Raw genomic sequence first — 20,517 nt, 5'->3', positions numbered from 1 at the left:
CGCCTCGTCCATGTCCGGCAGCTTGTGAGAATTCGTGGTGCGAGACAACCCGGAGGTCCTTCCGTGCGGTACCCGGTGGTGACTGGGCGGACCGGGCTCGGGAGGTCGGGCCGCCGATACTGGTACGGCTGACCGGCGGCCGCAGTTCAACGCGACGGACAGCCGACCAGCAAAGACTCAGCCAAGTGGTCGGTCCACGGCGCCGGGGCCGCCCGGGACGTCCGGGACCGCGTCCCCGGCGAACCGGTCCCGCAGTTCACGTTTCAGGATCTTCCCGCTCGCGTTGCGCGGCAGCTCCGTCACGAACAGCACCCGCTTCGGCGCCTTGAAGTGGGCGAGCCCCTCCCGCGCGTGGGCGATCAGCTCGTCCTCCGTGACCGCACCGCGGGGTACGACCACCGCGGTCACCGCCTCGATCCACCGCTCGTGCGGCAGCCCGATCACCGCAGCCTCCGCCACCCCGGGATGGGTGTAGAGCGCGTCCTCGACCTGCCGTGAAGCGACCAGCACACCACCGGAGTTGATGACGTCCTTCACCCGGTCGACGACGGTGAAGTACCCGTGGGCGTCGCGCACCACCAGGTCCCCCGAGTGGAACCAGCCGTCCCGGAACGCCTCCGCGGTCTCCTCCGGCTTGTCCCAGTAGCCCTCGCACAGCTGCGGCGACCGGTAGACGACCTCGCCGGGCGTGCCGTCGGGCACGTTCCGGCCCTCCTCGTCGACCACCCGCGCGTCCACGAAGAGCACCGGACGCCCGCAGGAGTCCAGCCGCCCCTTGTGCTCGTGCGGTCCGAGGACCATCGTCAGCGGGCCGACCTCGCTCTGCCCGAAGCAGTTGTAGAAGGCCAGCTTCGGCAGCCGCGACCGCAGCCGTTCCAGGACGGGCACCGGCATGATCGACGCCCCGTAGTACGCCTTGCGCAGCCCGCTCAGGTCGCGCGTCGCGAAGTCGGGGCGGTTCGACAGGCCGATCCACACGGTGGGCGGCGCGAAGACGCTGTCCGCGCGGCCGGCCTCGACGAGGTCGAACAGCCGGTCCCCGTCGGGTGCGTCGAGGATGGTGTTGGTGGCGCCGACCGCGAGGTACGGCAGCAGGAAGACGTGCATCTGCGCCGAGTGGTAGAGCGGCAGCGAGTGCACGGGCAGGTCGCCCGCGCTCAGGTCGAGGGCGGTGATCGCGCTCAAGTACTCGTGCACCAGGGCGCGGTGGGTGAGCATCGCCCCCTTGGGCAGTGCCGTCGTGCCCGAGGTGTAGAGCAGCTGCACCAGGTCCTCGGTGCGCGGCTCGGGACCGTCGTACGGCGGCGCCGACTCCAGCCGGGCCAGCAGCGAGTCCCCCGCGTCGCGCAGCGGCAGCGTCCGTACGCCCTCAGGGAGCCGGTCCGCGAGGTCCGGGTCGGCCAGCACCAGCGTGCTCCCCGACTGCCCGACGATGTATGCGAGGTCGTCGCCGGTCAGGTTCTGGTTGACCGGCACGTGGACGAGCCCGGCGCGGGCGCAGGCCAGGAAGCCGATCAGGTACGCGTCCGAGTTGTGCCCGTAGGAGCCGACGCGGTCGCCCGGGGCGAGCCCGGAGGAGCGCAGCAGCCCGGCGGCCCGGGACACGGCGTCGTCGAGCTCGGCGTACGTCCAGGTGCGTTCGCGGTAGGTGACCGCGACGCGGTCCGGGGTGCGCCGGGCGCTGCGCCGCAGCACCCCGTCGACCGTGCTGCCGTGTCCAGGCGTCATGGCACATGATCCTCGGTCCGCCCGGGCGGCAGGTCAAGCCGACGGGAACGCCGTGCATGGGTGCGCGCGTCACACCGGACGTGTCACACCGGACGCGCACGGCCCTCCCAGTACGGGTCCCGCAGCCGCCGCTTGTACAGCTTGCCGTTGGGGTCGCGCGGCATCGCCGCGATGAAGTCGACGCTCGCGGGCCGCTTGTACCCGGCGAGCAGCCGTGCGCAGTGGGCGAGGACGTCCGCGGCCAGCTCCTCGCCGGGTTCGTGGCCGGGGGCGGGTTCGACGACCGCCTTCACCGCCTCGCCCCAGTCGTCGTGCGGGATGCCGAAGGCGGCCGCGTCGGCGACGGCGGGGTGGGCGAGCAGCGCGGCCTCGATCTCGGCGGGGTAGATGTTCACCCCGCCCGAGATGATCATGTCGATCTTGCGGTCGCGGAGGAAGAGGTAGCCGTCCTCGTCGAGGTATCCCAGATCGCCGACGGTGAAGAAGTCCCCGACGCGGTTCTTGCGCGTCTTGGCCTCGTCCTTGTGGTACGAGAAGCCGCCGGTGTTCATCTTCATGTAGACGGTGCCCAGTTCACCGGGCGGGACCCCGTTCCCGTCGTCGTCGAGGACGGCGAGTTCGCTGATGGGCCAGGCCCTGCCGACCGTGCCCGGCTTCTTCAGCCAGTCCTGCGCGGTGGCGAAGGCGCCGCCGCCCTCGCTGGCCGCGTAGTACTCCTCGACGCTGTGGCCCCACCACTCGATCATGGCCCGTTTGACGTGGTCGGGGCACGGGGCGGCGCCGTGGATGGCGTGCCGCATGGACGACACGTCGTACGCCGCCCTGACGTCGTCCGGCAGCGCGAGCAGGCGGTGGAACTGGGTCGGGACCATGTGGGTGTGGGTGCACCCGTGGGCGTCGATGAGCCGGAGCATCTCCTCCGGCGTCCACTTGTCCATCAGCACCAGCCGGTGCCCGATGTGCAGGGACGCGCCGGCGAACTGGAGCACCGCCGTGTGGTAGAGCGGCGAGCACACCAGGTGCACGTTCCCGTCGAACGGCTTGATGCCGAAGATGCCGAGGAAGCCGCCGAGGTACGTCTCCTCGGGGAGCTTGCCCGGCAGCGGACGGCGGATGCCGCGCGGGCGTCCCGTGGTGCCGGAGGTGTAGTTCATGACCCAGCCGAGCGTCCGGTCCGCGGGCACGGAGTCCGGCTGCCCGCCGACGAGGTCGGCGTACGGCCGGAAGCCCTCGATCCCGCCACCCCCGTCACCTCCGGCACCACGGGACGCCCGCGCGGCATCCGCCGTCCGCTGCCGGGCAAGCTCCCCGAGGAGACGTACCTCGGCGGCTTCCTCGGCATCTTCGGCATCCAGCCGTTCGACGGGAACGTGCACCTGGTGTGCTCGCCGCTCTACCACACGGCGGTGCTCCAGTTTGCCGGCGCGTCCCTGGACATCGGGCACCGGCTGGTGCTGCTGCCACCGTCCACGCCGACCGCGTACCGGCGTTCGGCGGGGAGTCCCGCCTCGTCGGCGGCGRGGCGGGCCGCGTCGCCGAACCGCTCGTGCGCGATGAGCACCCGGGCCCCGGAGTCGGCGACGATCCAGGCGATCTCGGGACCGACGAGGTGGTGGTTGACGGGCACGAGGTAGAAGCCGGCCTGCGAGGCGGCGAGGTACGCGGTGAGGAACTCGACGCCGTTGGGCAGCACGACGGCGAAGGAGTCCCCGCGGGCGAGCCCAGCGGCCCGTAGCCCGTGCACCAGCCGGTTGGCCTCGGCGTGCAGCCGTCCGGCGGTCCACCGCGCGCCGTCGGCGGCGACGAGCACGGTGCGCTCGGGGTCGGCGGTGGCCTGGGCCCAGAATCCGACCGGCGGCTCGTTCATCCCTGGCTCCTTCCGGCGATGCGGTCGAGCCGCTCCACGGCCCGTTCGAAGCCGCGCGTGAGGTCGTCGACGACCTCCTGGACGCTGCGTTCGCTGTTCATCCGCCCGACGATCTGCCCCACCGGCGTCCCGAGCAGCGGTTCCACCTCGTGCTTCTGGATGCGGGAGACCGCGTCGGCGACCAGCAGCCCCTGCAGGGGCATGGGGAGCGTGCCGGGTCCGGCCGGGTCGTCCCAGGCGTCGGTCCATTCGGTACGCAGCTGGCGTGCGGGTTTGCCGGTCAGCGCGCGCGAGCGGACGGTGTCGCCGGACCCGGCGGCGAGGAGTTTGCGGGTCAGGGCGCGCGAGTGCAGGTCGGCCTCCGTGGTGGTCAGCCAGACGGAACCGAGCCAGACCCCCTGGGCGCCGAGGGCGAGCGCGGCGGCCACCTGCTCGCCGCTGCCGATGCCGCCGGCGGCGAGGACCGGCAGGGGCGCGACGGCCTCGACGACCTCGGGGGTGAGCACCATGGAGGCGATCTCCCCGGTGTGGCCGCCGGCCTCGTACCCCTGCGCGACCACGATGTCGATGCCCGCTTCGGCGTGCTTGCGCGCGTGCCGGGCGCTGCCCGCGAGCGCGGCGACGGGCACGCCCTTCTCGTGGGCGCGCTCGACGACATCGGCGGGCGGCGAGCCGAGCGCGTTGGCCAGCAGCTTGATCGGGTAGTCGAAGGCGACGTCCAGCTGGGTGCGGGCGACCTGCTCCATCCAGCCCGTGATGCGCCAGCCGGAGGCCTCGCCCGCGTCGAGTCCCGGCACGCCGTACCTGGCGAGGGTGTCCTCGACGTACCGGCGGTGTCCCGCCGGGATCATGGCCTCCACGTCGGCCTCGGTGACGCCCTCGACCTTCTTGGCGGGCATGACGACGTCCAGCCCGTACGGCCTTCCGCCGGCGTGCGCCTCCAGCCAGTCGAGGTCGCGCTTGAGCTCGTCGGGGTCGGCGTAGCGGACCGCGCCGAGCACGCCGAGTCCGCCCGCCCTGCTGAGGGCGGCGGCGACGGCGGGGAACGGGGTGAAGCCGAAGAGGGCCCGTTCGATGCCCAGTCGTGTGCTCAGCTCCGTCTGCATGGGCGCAGGATGCCGCAGTCCTCCGGACGAGGGAAGGCTTTTTCTGATGACCCGTCAGTTTTTTGACGGGGGGACGGGTCGGGGCGGCACCGTTGACACCGGCCGCCACCGGCACAAGGGTTTCACCGGGCACAGCGAACCCGGAAGACGCTTCCGGGCGACGTGACGGGAGGGCCTTCGGTGACATCGACGGCGGACAGAGCGGGCGGCGGACCGACCCGCCGCCAACTGGGCCGGGGCCTCACGGCGCTGGGCGGCGCGCTGATCCTCGCGCCCCTCCCCGTGGCGTCCGCGGCACCGGGCACGGCGGACCGGGACGGACCGCGGGGGCACGGCGGCCCGACCCTGCGCCATGGCTCCGCGGAACGCGCCGGGCTCCTGCGCGCCCCGCTGCGCCGGCTCGTCACCGACGCCGAGTCCTTCCTCGGCCCCTCCCCCGTGCACCCCTGGTACGCGGGGGCCGTCCTGCTCGCGGGCCGCGGCGGCACGGTGGCCCTGCACCGGCCGATCGGCAAGGCGGTGCGCTACTCGGCGTACGACGAGAAGACCGACACCGCCGTGGAGCTGCCCGCCGAGCAGCAGATCGCGACGGCCCGGGACACCGTCTTCGACCTCGCCTCCGTGTCGAAGCTGTTCACGTCGATCCTCGCCGTGCAGCAGATCGAGCGCGGCACGCTGGAGCTGGAGGCCAGGGTCGCTTCGTACCTCCCGGACTTCGGCGGCGCCGGCAAACAGGACGTCACCGTCCGCCAGCTCCTCACCCACACCTCCGGCTTCCGCTCCTGGATCCCGCTCTACAGCGCGCCGACGTACGAGGAGAAGCTCCAGCTCATCTGGGAGGAGGCCCTGCGCAACCCGCCCGGCAGCACGTACCTCTACTCGGACCTCAACCTGATCTCGCTCCAGCTGGTGCTGGAGAGGATCACCGGCCGGTCCCTGGACGTCCTGCTCCGCACCGAGATCACCGCCCCGCTCGGCATGCGGCACACCCGCTACAACCCGCCGCCCTCCTGGAGACCGCGGATCGCCGCCACCGAGGACGCCCGCAAGGCCTGGTCCGGGCTCGACCGCGGCCTCGTGTGGGGCGAGGTGCACGACGAGAACGCGTACGCCCTGGGCGGGGTGGCGGGTCACGCCGGGGTCTTCTCCACCGCGTGGGACCTCGCGGTCCTCGGCCGTACGCTGCTCAACGGCGGCGCGTACGGCAGGGCCCGCATCCTGGAGCCCGCGTCGGTGGAACTGATGTTCACCGACTTCAACACGGCGTTCCCCGGCGACGAGCACGGACTCGGCTTCGAGCTCTACCAGCACTGGTACATGGGCGCGATGGCGACCCCGCGCACCGCGGGTCACACCGGTTTCACCGGCACCTCGCTCGTCCTGGACCCGACGACCGACTCGTTCCTGATCCTGCTCGGCAACTCCGTCCACCCGGTGCGCAATTGGCGGTCCGGTTCCGCTCCGCGGGTGGCCGCCGCCGACCAGCTGGCGCGGGCGGTGCCGGTGCGGCCCGCGCGGGGGCGTACGGCCTGGTACTCCGGCATGGCGGCCGCGGCCACCGCGACGCTGACGCTGCCCGCGGTGGACGTCGGCGGCGGTGGCCGTCTGCGGTGCGCCCTGTGGTGGGACACCGAGCCGGGGGCGGACGCGCTGTTCCTGGAGTCCTCGACGGACGGCGGGACGACGTGGGAGCCGGTGCCGTTCACGACCGTCCGCGACGGACAGGCTCCGGCCGCGCATCAGGCCGGGTCGGTGACCGGCTGGTCGGGCCGCGTCTGGCACCGGCTCGACGCGGCGCTCCCCGGGCCGGGGCGGTCCGTCGTGCGCTGGCGGTACACGACGGACCGGCTCTACGTGGGGCGGGGCGCGTACGTGGACGCGCTGCGGGTGCTGGACGGGGAGCGGGTCGTCTTCGACGGGGAGCGGGCGGCGGACTCGGCGCGGGTGGAGGCCGTGGGGTGGGTGGCCTCTTCGGACTGACGTCCGTCGCGGCTTCGTAGTCGTCCGCGGGTCGTGGGGGTTGCTCGCGCAGTTCCCCGCGCCCCTTACGGGGCTTCCAGGAGGGCCATTGCCGCGTTGTGGCCGGGGACGCCGCTCACGCCGCCTCCTCTGACCGCGCCCGCGCCGCAGAGCAGGACGTTGGCGTGGGCGGTCTCGACGCCCCAGCGACCGGTGCCCTCCTGGGTGTGGGGGAAGGCGAGGTCGCGGTGGAAGATGTTGCCGCCGGGGAGCCGCAGGTCGCGTTCCAGGTCGAGGGGGGTCTTCGCCTCGATGCAGGGGCGGCCGTCGGCGTCGGTCGCCAGGCAGTCGGCGAGCGGTTCGACGAGGTGGGCGTCCAGCTGCGCGAGGGTCGACCGGAGCAGCTCCCGGCGGGTGCCGTCGTTGTCCTTCGCGAAGAGCCGGGCCGGCGTGTGGAGTCCGAAGAGCGTGAGCGTGTGATACCCCTGCCGGACCAGGTCGGGGCCCAGGATCGTGGGGTCGGTCAGCGAGTGGCAGTAGATCTCGGAAGGCGGCGCCTCGGGCAGCGCGCCGGACGCGGCCTGGGCGTACGCGGTCGCCAGCTGCTCGTACCCCTCGGCGATGTGGAAGGTGCCGGAGAATGCCTCGCGCGGGTCGACGGAGGTGTCGCGCAGCCGGGGCAGCCGCTTCAGCAGCATGTTGACCTTGAGCTGGGCGCCCTCGGCGGGGGCGGGCGGTTCGTCGCCGGTCAGCCGCGCGAGTTCCTGCGGGGAGGCGTTGACGAGCACGTGCCGAGCAGCGACGGCAGCCTCGCCGTCCGCGGTCCGGTAGGTGACCTCGGCGGTGCGGCCGTCGGTCTCGATGCGGACCGCCTCGTGACCGGTGGCGAGGACCGCGCCGGCGCCGCGCGCGGCGCGGGCCAGGGCGTCGGTGAGCGCGCCCATGCCGCCGACCGGTACGTTCCAGGCGCCGGTGCCGCCGCCGATCACGTGGTAGAGGAAGCAGCGGTTCTGCAGGAGGGACGGGTCGTGGGCGTCGGCGAAGGTGCCGATGAGCGCGTCGGTGAGGACGACCCCGCGGACCAGGTCGTCGGCGAAGGTGTCCTCGACGGCGATGCCGAGCGGCTCCTCGAAGATGGCGCGCCAGGCCTCCTCGTCGTCGACGCGGCGGCGCAGCTCGTCCCGGGTGGGCAGCGGGTCGGTGAGGGTGGGGAAGACCCGTTCGGCGACGCGGCCGGTCATGCCGTAGAAGCGCTGCCAGGCCCGGTACTCGGTGGCGGATCCGGTGAGCTTGGCGAAGGCCTCCCGGGTACGCCGTTCGCCGCCCCCGACGAGCAGTCCGGCCGGTTTCCCGCCGCGCTCGGTGGGCGTGTAGGAGGACACGGTGCGGCCGCGGACCCGGAAGTCCAGCCCCAGGTCCCGGACGATCTTCCTGGGCAGCAGGCTGACCAGGTAGGAGTACCGCGACAGCCTGGCGTCGACCCCGGCGAAGGGCCGCGTCGAGACGGCGGCGCCCCCGGTGTTCGCCAGCCGCTCCAGCACCAGGACGGACTTTCCGGCGCGGGCCAGGTAGGCGGCGGCGACCAGTCCGTTGTGGCCCCCGCCGACGATGACGACGTCGTGTTCCCGATGTCCCTCATGAGCACCCATCCCCCCAGCTAACACAGAAAGATCCACCCCGGCCAGGCCTGTGCACGACGCTCCAGGCAGTGCGCCTCGTCGTTGCGGCTGGCCAGCGCATCGGGATGCCCCACACCGAGCACCCGCTCCCGCGCCTCCGCCACCACCCGGTACTCCACGAGGGCGTCCCCCCACCGCCCGAGCCAGCCGAGCCCGACGGCCACCTCCCGGCGGCTCACCAGCGTGTCGGGATGGTCGGGCCCGAGCACCCGCTCCCGTATCGCACACACGTCACGGGACTCGGCGAGCGCCTCCTCCCACCGGCCGAGCCGTCCCAGGTTCACCCCGAGCCCGTGCCGGGCCCGCAGCGTCTCGGGGTGGGCGGGACCGTGGACGCGGGTCCGGTCGTCGATCAGGCCCCGGTACAGCTCCAGGGCCTGCACGCTGCGCCCGAGCCTGCCGAGGCTGATGCCGACCTCGTAGCGGGCGGCGAGCGTGTCGGGGTGGTCGGGCCCGAGCGCCTGTGCCCGGGCGGCGGCGACCTCCCGGTAGGTGTCGAGCGCTTCCGGCCACCGCCCCAACTGGCCGAGCGCGTAAGCGACTTCGTACCGTGTGACGAGCGTGTCGGGATGGTTCGCGCCGAGCACCCGCGCGCGGGCCGCGGCGACGTCGCTCGCCATCCGGTACGAGTCCTCCAGCCGTCCGAGCCTGCTGAGGTTGAAGGCGAGGTTGTGGCGGCAGCGCAGGGTGTCCGGGTGCTCGGGCCCCATGGCGCGCTCGCGGGCGGCGAGGACGGCCGCGTAGACCTGGTGCGCGTCGAAGTGGCGCCCCAACTGGCCCAGTACGTACGCCATCTCCTGCCGGGCGGCCAGCGTGTCCGGGTGCTCGGGGCCGAGCACCCCCTCGCGGACCCGGGCCACGTGGGTGTACTCGCGCAGGGCGTCGGCGGGGCGGCCCGTGCGGCTGAGGGTGAAGCCGACCTCGTAGCGGCTGGCGAGGGTGTCGGGGTGGTCGGGCCCGAGGGCGTGCTCGCGCTCGGCGGCGACGGCCCGGTGCACCTCGCCGGCCTCCTCCCAGCGGCCCAGCCGTCCCAGGCTCAGTCCGGCGTTGTGGCGGCCGGTGAGTGCCGTGAGCAACTCCGGTGCGGGGGTGGGCCGTCCGGCGGGCACCGGCTGCGGGGTCCCGCGGGTGTCGGCGCGGGCGATCCACTCGCCGGTGAGGCCCGCCGCGGCGTCCGGCGGCGTGGCGCGCGGCCCGGCGCCGGTCCCGGTCGCCTTGTGGCCGGTGGTCATGCCGTGCGTCCACGAGGGCAGGCGCGCCTCGCGGGCGACGGGCCGGTCCGTCGGGTCCCGCCGCAGGGGGGCCGACACGACGGTGGGCACGTACACCGGTGCGGCGCGGCCCGCGTCGATCCGGCGCGCCAGCTCGCGGGCGTCCGGCGGCCGCCGGGCGGGCTCCTTGGCCAGCAGGTCGAGGATGATCCGGTCCAGGAACGCGGGGAGTTCGGCCCGGTGCGTGCGCGGCGGCCGGGGCGGTGTGTCGCGGTGCCCGACGAGGACCGCCCACGCGTCGTCGAGGTCGAACGGCGGGGCCCCGGTGGCGATCTCGTACAGCACGCAGCCGAAGGAGTAGAGGTCGCTGCGCTGGTCGACCTCGGAGCCGCCGATCTGCTCGGGCGACATGTAGTGCGGGGTGCCCATGGCGATGCCGGTGCCGGTGAGGCGGGAGGTGAAGCCGATGTCGTGGCCCAGGCGGGCGATGCCGAAGTCGCAGATCTTCACCGTGCCGTCGTCGAGCCGCATGATGTTGGCGGGCTTCAGGTCGCGGTGCACGATGCTCTGCCGGTGGGTGTAGGCGAGGGCGGCGGCGACCTGCTCGGCGACCTCCACGACGTCGGCGACCGGCAGGGGATGCTGCTTGTTGTCCTCCAGGAGCTGACTGAGGTTGCGTCCGTCGAGCAGCTCCATCACCAGGTAGAGCACGCCGTCGGACTCGCCGAAGTCGTGCACGACGGTCACCCCGCGGTGCTGGAGCGCCGCGGCCACCCGCGCCTCGCGGCGGAACCGCTCCCGCAGGACCCCGGTGAACGCGTGGTCGTGGCCGTGGACCAGTGGTTTGAGGCACTTGACGGCGACCTGTCTGCCCAGCGACTCGTCCCGTGCGCGCCACACCTCGCCCATGCCCCCTCGACCTATCAGGTCGAGCAGTCGGTACCGGCCCTGGATGAGCCTGGTGTCCCCCATCTGCCGCGATCGCCCCCGTCGTTTCGGACCCGCCCTCCCCTGGCCCGTCCAGTATGGCGAGCTATGGCCCGACTTTGTACGGTGCGGGGCGCGAGCCGGGGCCGAGCCGTGACATGGCGCGGATAATGTGTTTGGGCGGCAGTTGCCAGCGCAGACGTGCGGGAACGCAGCGCAGCGCGGTGCCCGTGAGACGCAGCCGGCGGGTCACGGTCCGGGGCGACCGTACGGATCTTCCGTACAACTCATGGGCGTACGACGGCAGTGAGGCGTACGCGGACTGCGCCACCCAGCGCCACAGCACCGCCCGGGCGGGGACCAGCAGCGGGTGGACGGGCGGGGTGCGCAGGAAGGCGTCGACGTCCCGGGCCTCCGCTCCGGCGGCCAGTTCGGGCCGTACCTTCTCGAAGTACGCGGCCAGTTCGGCCTGGTCGGAGGGTACGCCGGCGGGGTCGAGGCCCACCAGGCGTGCGCTGACGCGGTGTTCGCCGATGTACCGGTCGGCCTGCGCGTCCGTGAGCGGGAAGCCGGAGCGGCGCAGGACGTGCAGGTAGGAGTCGATCTCGGCGCAGTGCACCCACAGCAGCAGCCCGGGCTCGTCGACGCGGTAGCGCTCCCCGGTGCCGGGGTCGGTCGCGGTGAGCATGGTGTGGATCTTCCGCACCCGGGCGCCGGCCTTCTCGGCGGCCTCGCTCGTCCCGTACGTCGTGGTGCCCACGAAGTGCGCCGTGCGCATCAGGCGGCCCCAGGCGTCCTTGCGGAAGTCACTGTTCTGCATGACGCCCCGCACCGCGCGCGGGTGCAGCGCCTGGAGGTAGAGCGCACGGACCCCGGCGACCCACATCATGGGGTCGCCGTGCATCTGCCAGGTCACGGATCCAGGACCGAACAGGCCCGGATCGCCCGGCCGTTCGTCCGTCGCGCCCTCACCGCCGGTGCGTTCCGCATCCACGTCACCAGTGTGACCAGGATTCCCGGTCGGCACTAGTCGACCCGTCCCCGCACCGTCACCTTACAAGGAAAAACTTATGAGCGTTTACCTTGCGCACGGTCACTTAATCTCTGTAGCCTTACGGCCGTTAGCCAAATGGGGCGGTGCGCCCCTCCAGGAAGGAATCCCCATGAACGCGCAGCTCGCGTCGCAGCCGGAGACGGTGGGCGAGGCCGCCCCCGGGCCGTTCGCCTCCTTCGTCCGGTTCGTGATCTGCGGCGGCGGTGTCGGGGTCCTCGCCGGCGGCGCGGTGACGCTGCTGGCCGGGGTCGTGCCCTGGGTCCTGGCCAACGCGATGATCACGGTCGTGTCGACGGTCCTCTGCACGGAGCTGCACGCGCTCTTCACGTTCGGGACCGGGAAGCGGGCCGGATGGCGCCGGCACTGGCAGTCCGCCGGTTCGGCCACGGCCGCCTACGCGGTGACCTCCCTGGCGGTGCTCGCCCTGCACCTGGTGCAGTCGGCACCCGGCGCGCTGACCGAGCAGGCCGTCTACCTCAGCGCGTCCGGACTCGCGGGAGTCGGACGCTTCCTGGTACTGAGGCTGTTCGTCTTCACGGCCGACCGAGCCGTGGCCCAGCCGCCCCTGGCCCCGGTGACCGTCGCACCACTGTCGCTCGCACGCACCCCTCGTTCGCCGCTGGTGCTCACGGTCGGGGCGTGAGCGACCGTGACCGACGGTCGCGTCCGCCACGGCCGTCGCGTCCGCCACGTCCGCCGAACGGCACTCTGATTCCCGCTGCCGGAGCGGGACACGCACCAGGGCCGGAGGGGCGACAGCTCGCGCGGTGCGTCCAGCAGGACACGCCGCACCCGGGCGCTCGATTCCGCGCCGATCAGGACTCCGGATCTCCTCACCCTTCAGGGCGCCCGGCTCGCCGAGGGGGCCGTGCGGGGATGAGGTGGGCTCGGCCCCTCGGGAGGTGCCTCAAGGTCACCCGCCGCCGCCCCGACCCGGTCGACCGGGACCAGCCGGCACGAGCGCCGGAGGCTCCGCAGTCCCGCAGTCCCGCAGTCCCGCAGTCCACCGTCACCGGGAGTTCGCCATGACCTTCGTCAGCGCGCCGCAGGCCCCGCCGGTACAAGGAGAGTTCAGCGGGACCCTGACCCACACCATCGGCGCGTACTGCCTGGTGCAGTACGCGCTGCACGACGCCTCCCCGGTCGTCTTCGCCTCGGGCGTCGTTCTCGGCATTCCGCACGGCGCCGTGGACCACCTCGTGCCCGCCTGGTTCAGGACCGGTGCCACGGCCGTCGGCCGCATCGCGGTCCTGCCGGGCTACGCGGCCACCGCCGCCGTGGCCTTCCTCCTCGCCTTGTGGGCGCCCACCGCCGCACTCGTCCTCTTCCTGGCGGCGTCGGTGGTGCACTTCGGCCGCGGGGAGGCTAGAGGGATGCCAGCCAGGCCGTGATGACTTCGGCGGCTTGCGGGGCCTGTTCCTCGATCAGGGTGAGGTGGCTGCCGTCGACCTCGGAGACGGTGTGGGCGGTGTCCCAGGAGGCGCGCCAGTCCGTGGTGGCCGCCGTCTCCGCGCGTCCGGCCCATTCCCTGGGCCGGACGAACAGCACAGGAGCCGCGATGTCCTCGACCCGGTGCCCTTCCATCAGCCCGCCGTACCACATCAGCGCCGACAGGCGGGCGCTGCTGAACGGGCCGAAGACGGCCTCCCGTTCGAAGACTCCCGCGAGCATCTGATTGCGCAGGTCGGCCATGCCCTCGGTGTCCGGGTGATAGGTGTCCAGCAGCACGACCGCCGACGGTCCGGTTCCGCTGTCCTCGAGGCGGCGGGCCACGGCATGGGCGAAGAGGCCGCCCGCCGAGTAGCCGGCCAGGGCGAAGGGCTCGTCGGCAGCCGCCAGCCGGATCTGTTCCGCGCAGCCCTCGACCGCCGTGCCGAACGACGCCGGCAGGCTCTCCGTCGCGGCGTATCCCGGCAACGGCACCGCCGTCACATCCAGGATCCCGTTCAGGTTCGCGGCCAGCCGCGCGAACTGGTGGGCGCCTCCGACCCCCGGTGAGGGGAAGCAGAACAGGCCGGGCCCTGCCGGGCCCTGCGCCAGCTTCACCAGCGGGGGCAGGTTCCGCGGGTCGACCGGTGAGCTGTGGGTCGGCCGGAGCGCGGCCACCGCCTGCAGCAGCGCCACGCCCTGGTCCAACCGCCCGTTCCGGAACGCCTCCCGGAACATCGCAGCCGGCGACTCGGGGGATGCCTCACCGGCTGCCCCGTCGATGGTCGCCGCAGCGGTCGAGCGGCCGCCCAGTTCGGCCAGCAGCCGGCTGGTGAGCGCCCGTGGACTGGGATGTTCGAAGACGGCGGTGGCCGGAACGGTGAGTCCGAGGTCCGGCTTGAGCCGGTTGCGCAGCCCGAGCGCCGCAACGGAGTCGAACCCCATCTCCAGGAAGGGCCGGTCGGGGTCCACGGCTTCCGGCCCCGGGTGTCCCAGGATGGCGGCGGCGTGGGCGCGGACGAGCTCCAGGACGCGCCGCCGTCGTTCGTCCTCGGGCAGCGCGAACAGTCGGTCGGCCCGTCCCGGGCCGTCGTCCACCGGTCCAGCGGCGGCTGCGATCCGCCGCGCCGACGGTCGTGCCAGTGCCCGCAGCAGAGGAGGCACGTCCTCCGGCCGGCTGCCGACGGCCACCGGATCCCAGTGCCCGGCCACCAGGACCGGCAGGGCGGTGCGGACAGCCGCGTCCAGCTCCGCCACCGCGTTGGCCTCTTCCCGGTCCCGCGTCTCCCGGACCAGGCACCGGGCGGGCAGGCCCCGGGCGGTGCGGTGCTCGGCCAGCGCGGAGAGAAAGAGACCGGCCGCCGCCGGACCGCTCCGGACCGGCCCGTCCACCAGGGCGGCCGAACCGGAGACCAGCACGAAAGCGGTCAGCGGCAGTTCCCGGGTCAGCTCGTGCAGGTGCCAGGCCGAGTCCGCGTGGGTGCGCAGCGAGTCCTCGATCCGCTCGGCGTCCGACACTCCGGTCAGCTCGTCCCCCGCGCCGCTCATTGTGTGGACGACCCCGGTCAGCGGGTGGTCGTCCCCGACGGTGGCCAGCAGCGCGGCGACCGCATCACGGTCGGTGAGGTCGCACTCCTCGACCCGGACCTCGGCGCCCAGGTCTGCCAGCTCCGCGGCCAGTCCGACGGCGGAGTCGACGGTCGGCCCGACGGCGGGATCGGCGGCCGGTTCAAGGGCTTCTCCGGCCACCGTACCGCCGCGTCCGGCCAGCAGCAGGTGCCGGACACCGTGCTGCGTCACCAGGTGCCTGGCCAATTGCGCACCTTGACCTCCGGTGTCACCAGCCGTGCCGGCGGTGACGGCGGTGCCGCTGTTGCCGATCGCTCCGGTGATCAGCACCGTTCCGTCGGCGTCCCAGGGCGTCTCCCCTGCGGGAGCGGCATCCGTCCGCGTCAGGCGCGGCACGCTGATCCGCCCTGTCCGCACGGCCAGTTGGGTTTCGCCGGAGGCGACGGCCTGGGCGACGGCTGAGGACAGCGCGCTCTCGGACTCCGCGCTGTCGTCCAGATCCGCCAGCAGGTAACGTCCGGGCCGCTCCGCCTGCGCCGACCGCACCAGGCCCCACACCGCCGAGCCCGCCAGATCGGTGATCTCCTCGCCCGCGACCGAGACCGCGCCGCGTGTCACGACCACCAAGGGCGAACTGCGGGGTGGATCGTCCCCGGCCCCGGAGCACAGCGCGTCGAGTACGCCGAACACCGCGGACCGGACCCGGGCGGGCACGTCGGTCCCCTCACCGACGACCCTGTACACGGCCGGCTCCTCACCCCTGGCCACCGCGGACACGCCGGCCATCGGCAGCCACGCCACCCGGAGCAGCGGCCGGGCGCCCTGCCCCCCGAGAGCCTTGATCTGCTCGGGGGTGACCGGGCGGGCGGCCAGCGATTCGACCGTGGCGACCGGGGCGCCGGTGGCGTCCGCCGCGGTCAGCCGCAACGCGGAGCCGGCCGCCGTGACCTTCACCCGCAGCATCGAGGCTCCGCCGGCGTGCAGCCGGACCCCGCTCCAGGCGAAGGGCACGGCGGGCTCCGCGGTCCGTCCGTCCCCGGCGTCCCCGGCGTCTCCGGCGTCCAGCAGGCCGACCTGCAGGGCCGCGTCGAGAAGGGCGGGGTGGATGCCGAACCCCGTGGCCTCGGCGACCGTCTCCTCGGGCAGCGCGACCTCACCGAACATGGCACCGGCGTGACGCCACGCCGCCCGGAGTCCCTGGAAGACCGGTCCGTACTCCAGCCCGCCCGCGCGGAGTTCGGCGTAGAAGTCACCGAGAGGCAGCGGGTCGGCCCCTTCGGGCGGCCAGGCCTCCAGCCCCGCGGCTCCCACCGGGCCTACGTCCGGGTGTACGTCCGGGCCTGCATCCGGGTCCGCCTCCCCGTCTGCATCCGGGCTGAGTGTTCCTTCGGCATGCAGGGTCCAGGGCGCGCCGTGCTCGCCCGCCGGTGTCTCGGGCCGTGCGTGGACCCGTACCTCGCGGCGCCTCTCGGCGTCGGGTGCGCCCACCGTCACCTGCACCGCGATACCGCCGCGTTCCGGTACGACCAGCGGCGCACGCAAGGTCAGTTCCTCGACCACGCCGCAGTCGGCTCGGTCCGCCGCGCACAGCGCCAGCTCCAGGAAACCGGTCGCGGGGAACAGCACGGTGCCGTGCAGCCGGTGGTCGGCGAGCCAGGGATGGCTGTCGAGGGAGAGCCGGCCGGTGAGGACCTGGCTGCCACTGCCGCTGCCGGGGAGGGCGACGACGGCGCCGAGCAGCGGGTGCCCGGCGGGGGACTGTCCGAGACGGGCGGGGTCGGCCTCGTACGAGACCGGGGTGTCCAGCCAGTAACGCCGGCGCTGGAAGGGATAGGTCGGCAGCTCGACGACGCGCGCGGTCCCGGAGAAGGACGCCTGCCACTCCGGGACGACACCGTGCACGCACGCCCGGCCGAGCGAGAGCAGGAAGTGGTCCAGTCCCCCCTCGTCCCGCTGCAGGGACGGGATCGCCACCGCCGCCGCACCCACCCCGTCGTCGGCGGTGGCGTCGTCGAAAGTCTCCTGGAGCCCGACCGTCAGCACCGGGTGGGGGCTGATCTCGACGAACACGTCGTGGCCCTGTTCCAGCAGCCCGCGGACCACCGGCTCGAACCGCACCGGCTGCCGCAGGTTGGCGTACCAGTATCCGGCGTCCAGGCCTGTGGTGTCCGCCATCGGCCCGCCGGTGACGGTGGAGTGGAACGGCACGTCACCCTGTTCAGGCGCAATGCCCGCCAGGCACTCGAGGAGGGTTTCGCGCAGGGCTTCGACCTGAGGGCCGTGCGAGGCGTAGTCGACCGCGATACGTCGTGACCGCACGTCCTGGTCGCGGCACAGCACCATGAACTCGGCGAGCGCGTCGGGGTCACCGGACACGACCGTGGAGGTGGGGCCGTTCACCGCCGCGATCCCCATCCGGTCCTCCCATTTGGCCAGCAGCCGTTCCACCTCCGCGGCGGAGGCGGCCACCGAGACCATGCCGCCCCGGCCGGACAGCCGCGGAATGGCCCGGCTGCGCAGCGCCACCACCCGGGCCCCGTCCTCCAGCGACAGCGCCCCGGCCACACAGGCGGCGGCGATCTCTCCCTGGGAGTGGCCGACAACCGCGTCGGGCTCGACGCCGTAGGAGCGCCACAGGCCCGCCAGGGCCACCATCACCGCCCACAGGGCGGGCTGGATGACGTCCACCCGCTCCAGCGCCACCGGATCGCCGAGCGCTTCCTCCAGCGACCAGTCGACCCATGGTTCCAGTGCCCGCCCGCACTCGGCGAGCCTCTCCGCGAACACCGGGGACGCGGCCGCCAGTTCCCGGCCCATCCCGACCCACTGCGATCCCTGGCCGGGGAACACGAACACCCGCCTGCCGGCTCGTCCGGCCACGCCCGTGATCACGTGTCCGGCCGGTGCGCCGGCGGCGACCGCCGCGAGGCCGCGCAGCAGTTCGGCGGTGTCCTCGCCGACGACCACAGCCCGGTGGTCGTGGAGCGCACGGGTGGTGGCCAGGGAGTACCCCACGTCCACCGGGTCGAGTCCGTGCTCGGTGACGTGCGCGGCGAGCCGGACGGCCTGCTCCCGCAGAGCCTGCTCACCGCGGGCGGACAGCACCCAGGGGACGGCCGGCCGGCTCTCTCCCGACAGCCGGCTCCGCCCGGTGTCCCGCGCGTTCTCGGGCTCGGGCCCGGGCTTCGGCTTGGACTCGGGCTTCGGCTCGGGCTCGGGTGTCTCCTCCAGGATGACGTGGGCATTGGTGCCGCTGATGCCGAAGGACGAGACTCCGGCCCGGCGGGGATGGCCGTCGCGCCGCCACTCGCGCGCCTCCGTGAGCAGGTCCACCGATCCGGTCGACCAGTCCACGTGCGGGGAGCGCTCGGCGACGTTGAGGGTCCTGGGCAGCATGCCGTGCCGCATCGCCATGACCATCTTGATCACTCCGGCCACCCCGGCGGCCGCCTGGGTGTGCCCGATGTTCGACTTCAGCGAGCCCAGCCACAACGGCCGTCCCCCGGGCCGCTGCTGCCCGTACGTCGCCAGCAGCGCCTGGGCCTCGATCGGGTCGCCGAGGGTGGTGCCGGTGCCGTGCGCCTCCACCGCGTCCACCTGGTCGGCCGAGACCCGGGCGTTCGCCAGTGCCCGGCGGATCACCCGTTCCTGCGAGGGGCCGTTGGGCGCGGTCAGTCCGTTCGAGGCGCCGTCCTGGTTGACCGCCGAGCCCCGTACGACGGCCAGCGTCCGGTGGCCGTTGCGCCGGGCGTCCGACAGCCGTTCCAGTACGAGGATGCCCACGCCCTCGGACCAGCCGGTGCCGTCGGCGTCCGCGGCGAACGACCGGCAGCGCCCGTCCGGTGACAGCGCGCCCTGGCGGCTGAACTCCACGAACATGTCCGGCGTGGACATCACCGCCACACCGCCGGCGAGGGCCAGCGTGCACTCCTTCTGCCGCAGTGCCTGGCAGGCCAGGTGCAGGCTCACCAGCGAGGAGGAGCAGGCCGTGTCCACGGTGACGGACGGCCCTTCCAGGCCGAAGGTGTAGGAGACACGTCCCGAGACGATGCTGCCCGCGGTCGCTCCGGTCGGATAGTCGTGGTACATCATCCCGGCGAAGACGCCGGTCGGGCTGTGCCTGAGCGTGCCCGGCGGGATGCCTGCGTGTTCCAGCGCTTCCCAGCAGGTCTCCAGCAACAGCCGCTGCTGCGGGTCCATGCCCTGTGCCTCGCGCGGGCTGATCCCGAAGAAGTCCGGGTCGAACTCCCCGGCCCCGTGGAGGAAGCCGCCCTCGCGGACATAGCTGGTTCCGGGCCGGGACAACTGGGGGTCGTAGAGGCGCTCGACGTCCCAGCCGCGGTCGTGCGGGAACTCCGAGATGCCGTCGGCCTCCTCGGCGACCAGCCGCCAGAGTTCGTCCGGGCCCCGTACCCCGCCCGGATAGCGGCAGCCGATGCCCACGATCGCGATCGGTTCGACCGGGTCCGAGGAGAGCTTCCTGACCTGCTCCCGCAGCCGTTCGGTCTCCTTCACCGAGGAGCGGAGCGCCGCGAGAAGTTTCTGTTCGTCGGCCGTCACGACGTCATACCTCCTGGGGGGAGTCACTGCTGTCGGAGCCACCCAGCGCCATGCTGATGAGGCTGTCGGCGTCCATCGCGTCGATGTCGGGCGCCTCGGTCCGCTCCGGGTCGTCCGCGCCCGGCACCCGGGCCTCCTCCCCGTCGAGGCCGGCGAGTTCGAGCAGCCCGGCCATCAGACCCGCATCCCGGAGCCGCCTGAGCGGAATGGCCTGCAGCGCCCTGCGCACGCGTTCCTCGTCCCGGGCCGCCGACCCGTCGTCCCCGCCTTCGGGGACGAGCTCGGCGTACAGGGATCCGGCCAGTGCGTACGGGGTGGGGAAGTCGAAGACCGCGGTGGAGCGGACCGGGACGCCCGTGGCCGCCTTGAGCCGGTTGCGGAGTTCGACCGCGCCCAGGGAGTCGAAGCCCATCTCCTGGAAAGCCCGGTCCGGCGCGATGGCCTCCGCCGAGCCGTAGCCGAGCACGGCGGCGACATGAGTACGCACCAGGTCGAGCACGACCCGCTCGCCCTCGGCCCGGGGCAGCCCGGCCAGCCGCRCCGCCGGCGCCGGACCGCCCTGCGCGACCGTTCCGCCGGCCACGGCCCGCCGGACCGTCGGCCGTGCGATGGCCCGCAGCACCGCCGGCACGCCTTCGGCCCTGTCACCGATCGCCACCGGATCCAAGCGGGCGAGGAGCAGCACGGGCGTCGCGACACGGGTGGCGAGATCCAGCAGAGCCAGACCGTCGACGGCCGACAGCTCTCGCATGCCCCATCGCCTGATCCGGTCCCGGTCCCCGTCGGACAGCCCCTGAACCATCCCGTGCCCGTCGCCCCACAACCCCCAGGCCAGGGACTGGGCGGGCAGTCCCTGGGCGGTCCGGTGCTCGGCCAGCGCGGAGAGGAAGAGGTTGGCCGCCGCGTAGTTTCCCTGCCCCGGGCCGTCCACCACGCTGGAGGACGAGGAGAACAGCACGAACGCGGTCAGGTTCATGTCCTGGGTCAGCTCGTGCAGATGCCACGCCCCGTCCACCTTGGGCCTCAGCACGTGCTCGATCTGTTCATCGGTCAGCGTTTCGATCATCGCGTTGGCCGCGACCCCGGCGGTGTGCACGACTCCTTTGAGGGGGTGTTCGGGATCGATCCCGGCCAGGAGCGCGGCCAGGGCGTCGCGGTCGGCGACGTCGCAGGCCTCGATACGGACCTGGGCGCCGAGTCCGGACAGTTCTTCGAGGAGGTCGCCGGCGCCGGGGGCCGTCATGCCGCTGCGGCTGGTCAGGAGGAGGTGCTGGATGCCGTGGCGGGTGATGAGGTGCCGGGCGACCAGGGCGCCGAGACCGCCGGTGCCGCCGGTGATGAGGACGGTGCCTGTGGCGTCCCAGGGGGCGGGTGCTTCAGCGGCCTGGGGCTGGTTCTGGGTGTGGGTGCGGGTGAGGCGGGGGGTGGT

General features: G+C 73.3%; 10 protein-coding genes and 3 pseudogenes. 4 read left to right on the top strand and 9 right to left on the bottom strand.

What is annotated here, in order from left to right:
* Window positions 1-177: 177 nt before the first annotated feature.
* Both FGF04_RS29845 and FGF04_RS29840 read right to left on the bottom strand, forming a co-directional pair.
* Window positions 178-1,728, bottom strand: coding sequence for an acyl-CoA synthetase (locus tag FGF04_RS29845; RefSeq protein ID WP_149514473.1), 1,551 nt, complete (start codon window positions 1,726-1,728; stop codon window positions 178-180).
* A gap of 83 nt (window positions 1,729-1,811) precedes the next feature.
* A pseudogene (locus FGF04_RS29840) lies at window positions 1,812-2,963 on the bottom strand (AMP-binding protein); the annotation flags it as partial.
* Window positions 2,964-2,975: 12 nt separating this feature from the next.
* Between FGF04_RS29840 and FGF04_RS41885 the strand changes: the two are divergent.
* Window positions 2,976-3,203 (top strand): annotated as a pseudogene (locus tag FGF04_RS41885) (acyl-CoA synthetase); the annotation flags it as partial.
* Here the strand turns inward: FGF04_RS41885 and FGF04_RS29830 are convergent.
* A pseudogene (locus tag FGF04_RS29830) lies at window positions 3,197-3,595 on the bottom strand (AMP-binding protein); the annotation flags it as partial. The pseudogenes FGF04_RS41885 and FGF04_RS29830 overlap by 7 nt on opposite strands.
* The gene (locus FGF04_RS29825) at window positions 3,592-4,701 is read right to left on the bottom strand and encodes an NAD(P)H-dependent flavin oxidoreductase (protein WP_149514472.1); all 1,110 of its coding nucleotides are present in this window, start codon (window positions 4,699-4,701) and stop codon (window positions 3,592-3,594) included. The gene FGF04_RS29825 and the pseudogene FGF04_RS29830, both read right to left, overlap by 4 nt.
* Window positions 4,702-4,881: 180 nt before the next feature.
* Between FGF04_RS29825 and FGF04_RS29820 the strand changes: the two genes are divergently transcribed.
* Window positions 4,882-6,681 (top strand): serine hydrolase domain-containing protein, encoded by a 1,800-nt coding sequence (locus FGF04_RS29820; RefSeq protein ID WP_149514471.1) that lies wholly within the window; start codon window positions 4,882-4,884, stop codon window positions 6,679-6,681.
* Between the two features lie 65 nt (window positions 6,682-6,746).
* On the opposite strand, the gene FGF04_RS29815 is transcribed toward FGF04_RS29820, so the two are convergent.
* The 3 genes from FGF04_RS29815 to FGF04_RS29805 all read right to left on the bottom strand — a co-directional run bounded on the left by FGF04_RS29815 (window position 6,747) and on the right by FGF04_RS29805 (window position 11,381).
* Window positions 6,747-8,309, bottom strand: coding sequence for a phytoene desaturase family protein (locus FGF04_RS29815; protein ID WP_149514470.1), 1,563 nt, complete (start codon window positions 8,307-8,309; stop codon window positions 6,747-6,749).
* A gap of 8 nt (window positions 8,310-8,317) precedes the next feature.
* A complete protein-coding gene (locus FGF04_RS29810; RefSeq protein ID WP_149514469.1) occupies window positions 8,318-10,522 on the bottom strand; it encodes a serine/threonine-protein kinase in 2,205 nt (734 codons plus the stop codon).
* A gap of 61 nt (window positions 10,523-10,583) precedes the next feature.
* Window positions 10,584-11,381 carry an oxygenase MpaB family protein gene (locus FGF04_RS29805; RefSeq protein WP_149514498.1) on the bottom strand — a complete coding sequence of 266 codons (798 nt, stop codon included), beginning with the start codon at window positions 11,379-11,381 and terminating at the stop codon, window positions 10,584-10,586.
* A gap of 259 nt (window positions 11,382-11,640) precedes the next feature.
* Between FGF04_RS29805 and FGF04_RS29800 the strand changes: the two genes are divergently transcribed.
* Both FGF04_RS29800 and FGF04_RS29795 read left to right on the top strand, forming a co-directional pair.
* Window positions 11,641-12,174: a GtrA domain-containing protein gene (locus tag FGF04_RS29800; RefSeq protein WP_235882565.1), complete on the top strand. Its 534-nt coding sequence runs from the start codon at window positions 11,641-11,643 to the stop codon at window positions 12,172-12,174.
* A gap of 382 nt (window positions 12,175-12,556) precedes the next feature.
* Complete coding sequence (locus tag FGF04_RS29795; protein ID WP_149514468.1) at window positions 12,557-12,922, top strand: Brp/Blh family beta-carotene 15,15'-dioxygenase; 366 nt, start codon at window positions 12,557-12,559, stop codon at window positions 12,920-12,922.
* On the opposite strand, the gene FGF04_RS29790 is transcribed toward FGF04_RS29795, so the two are convergent.
* Both FGF04_RS29790 and FGF04_RS29785 read right to left on the bottom strand, forming a co-directional pair.
* Complete coding sequence (locus FGF04_RS29790; protein WP_149514467.1) at window positions 12,897-19,088, bottom strand: type I polyketide synthase; 6,192 nt, start codon at window positions 19,086-19,088, stop codon at window positions 12,897-12,899. The genes FGF04_RS29795 and FGF04_RS29790 overlap by 26 nt on opposite strands.
* A gap of 4 nt (window positions 19,089-19,092) precedes the next feature.
* A partial coding sequence (locus tag FGF04_RS29785) for a type I polyketide synthase (RefSeq protein WP_149514466.1) occupies window positions 19,093-20,517 on the bottom strand: 1,425 nt, incomplete at its 5' end.

Origin of the sequence: Streptomyces apricus (assembly GCF_008369065.1) — a bacterium.
Taxonomy (GTDB): domain Bacteria; phylum Actinomycetota; class Actinomycetes; order Streptomycetales; family Streptomycetaceae; genus Streptomyces; species Streptomyces apricus.
Note: the sequence above shows the minus strand (reverse complement) of the source record. Positions and strands in the feature narration are given on the sequence as shown.

What these genes read in the sequence shown, in the direction of transcription:
- FGF04_RS29845 (WP_149514473.1), bottom strand. Translation starts at nt 1,728, where the DNA reads ATGACGCCTGGACACGGCAGCACGGTCGACGGGGTGCTGCGGCGCAGC.
- FGF04_RS29825 (WP_149514472.1), bottom strand. Translation starts at nt 4,701, where the DNA reads ATGCAGACGGAGCTGAGCACACGACTGGGCATCGAACGGGCCCTCTTC.
- FGF04_RS29815 (WP_149514470.1), bottom strand. Translation starts at nt 8,309, where the DNA reads ATGGGTGCTCATGAGGGACATCGGGAACACGACGTCGTCATCGTCGGC.
- FGF04_RS29800 (WP_235882565.1), top strand. Translation starts at nt 11,641, where the DNA reads ATGAACGCGCAGCTCGCGTCGCAGCCGGAGACGGTGGGCGAGGCCGCC.
- FGF04_RS29810 (WP_149514469.1), bottom strand. Translation starts at nt 10,522, where the DNA reads ATGGGGGACACCAGGCTCATCCAGGGCCGGTACCGACTGCTCGACCTG.
- FGF04_RS29805 (WP_149514498.1), bottom strand. Translation starts at nt 11,381, where the DNA reads ATGCACGGCGACCCCATGATGTGGGTCGCCGGGGTCCGTGCGCTCTAC.
- FGF04_RS29795 (WP_149514468.1), top strand. Translation starts at nt 12,557, where the DNA reads ATGACCTTCGTCAGCGCGCCGCAGGCCCCGCCGGTACAAGGAGAGTTC.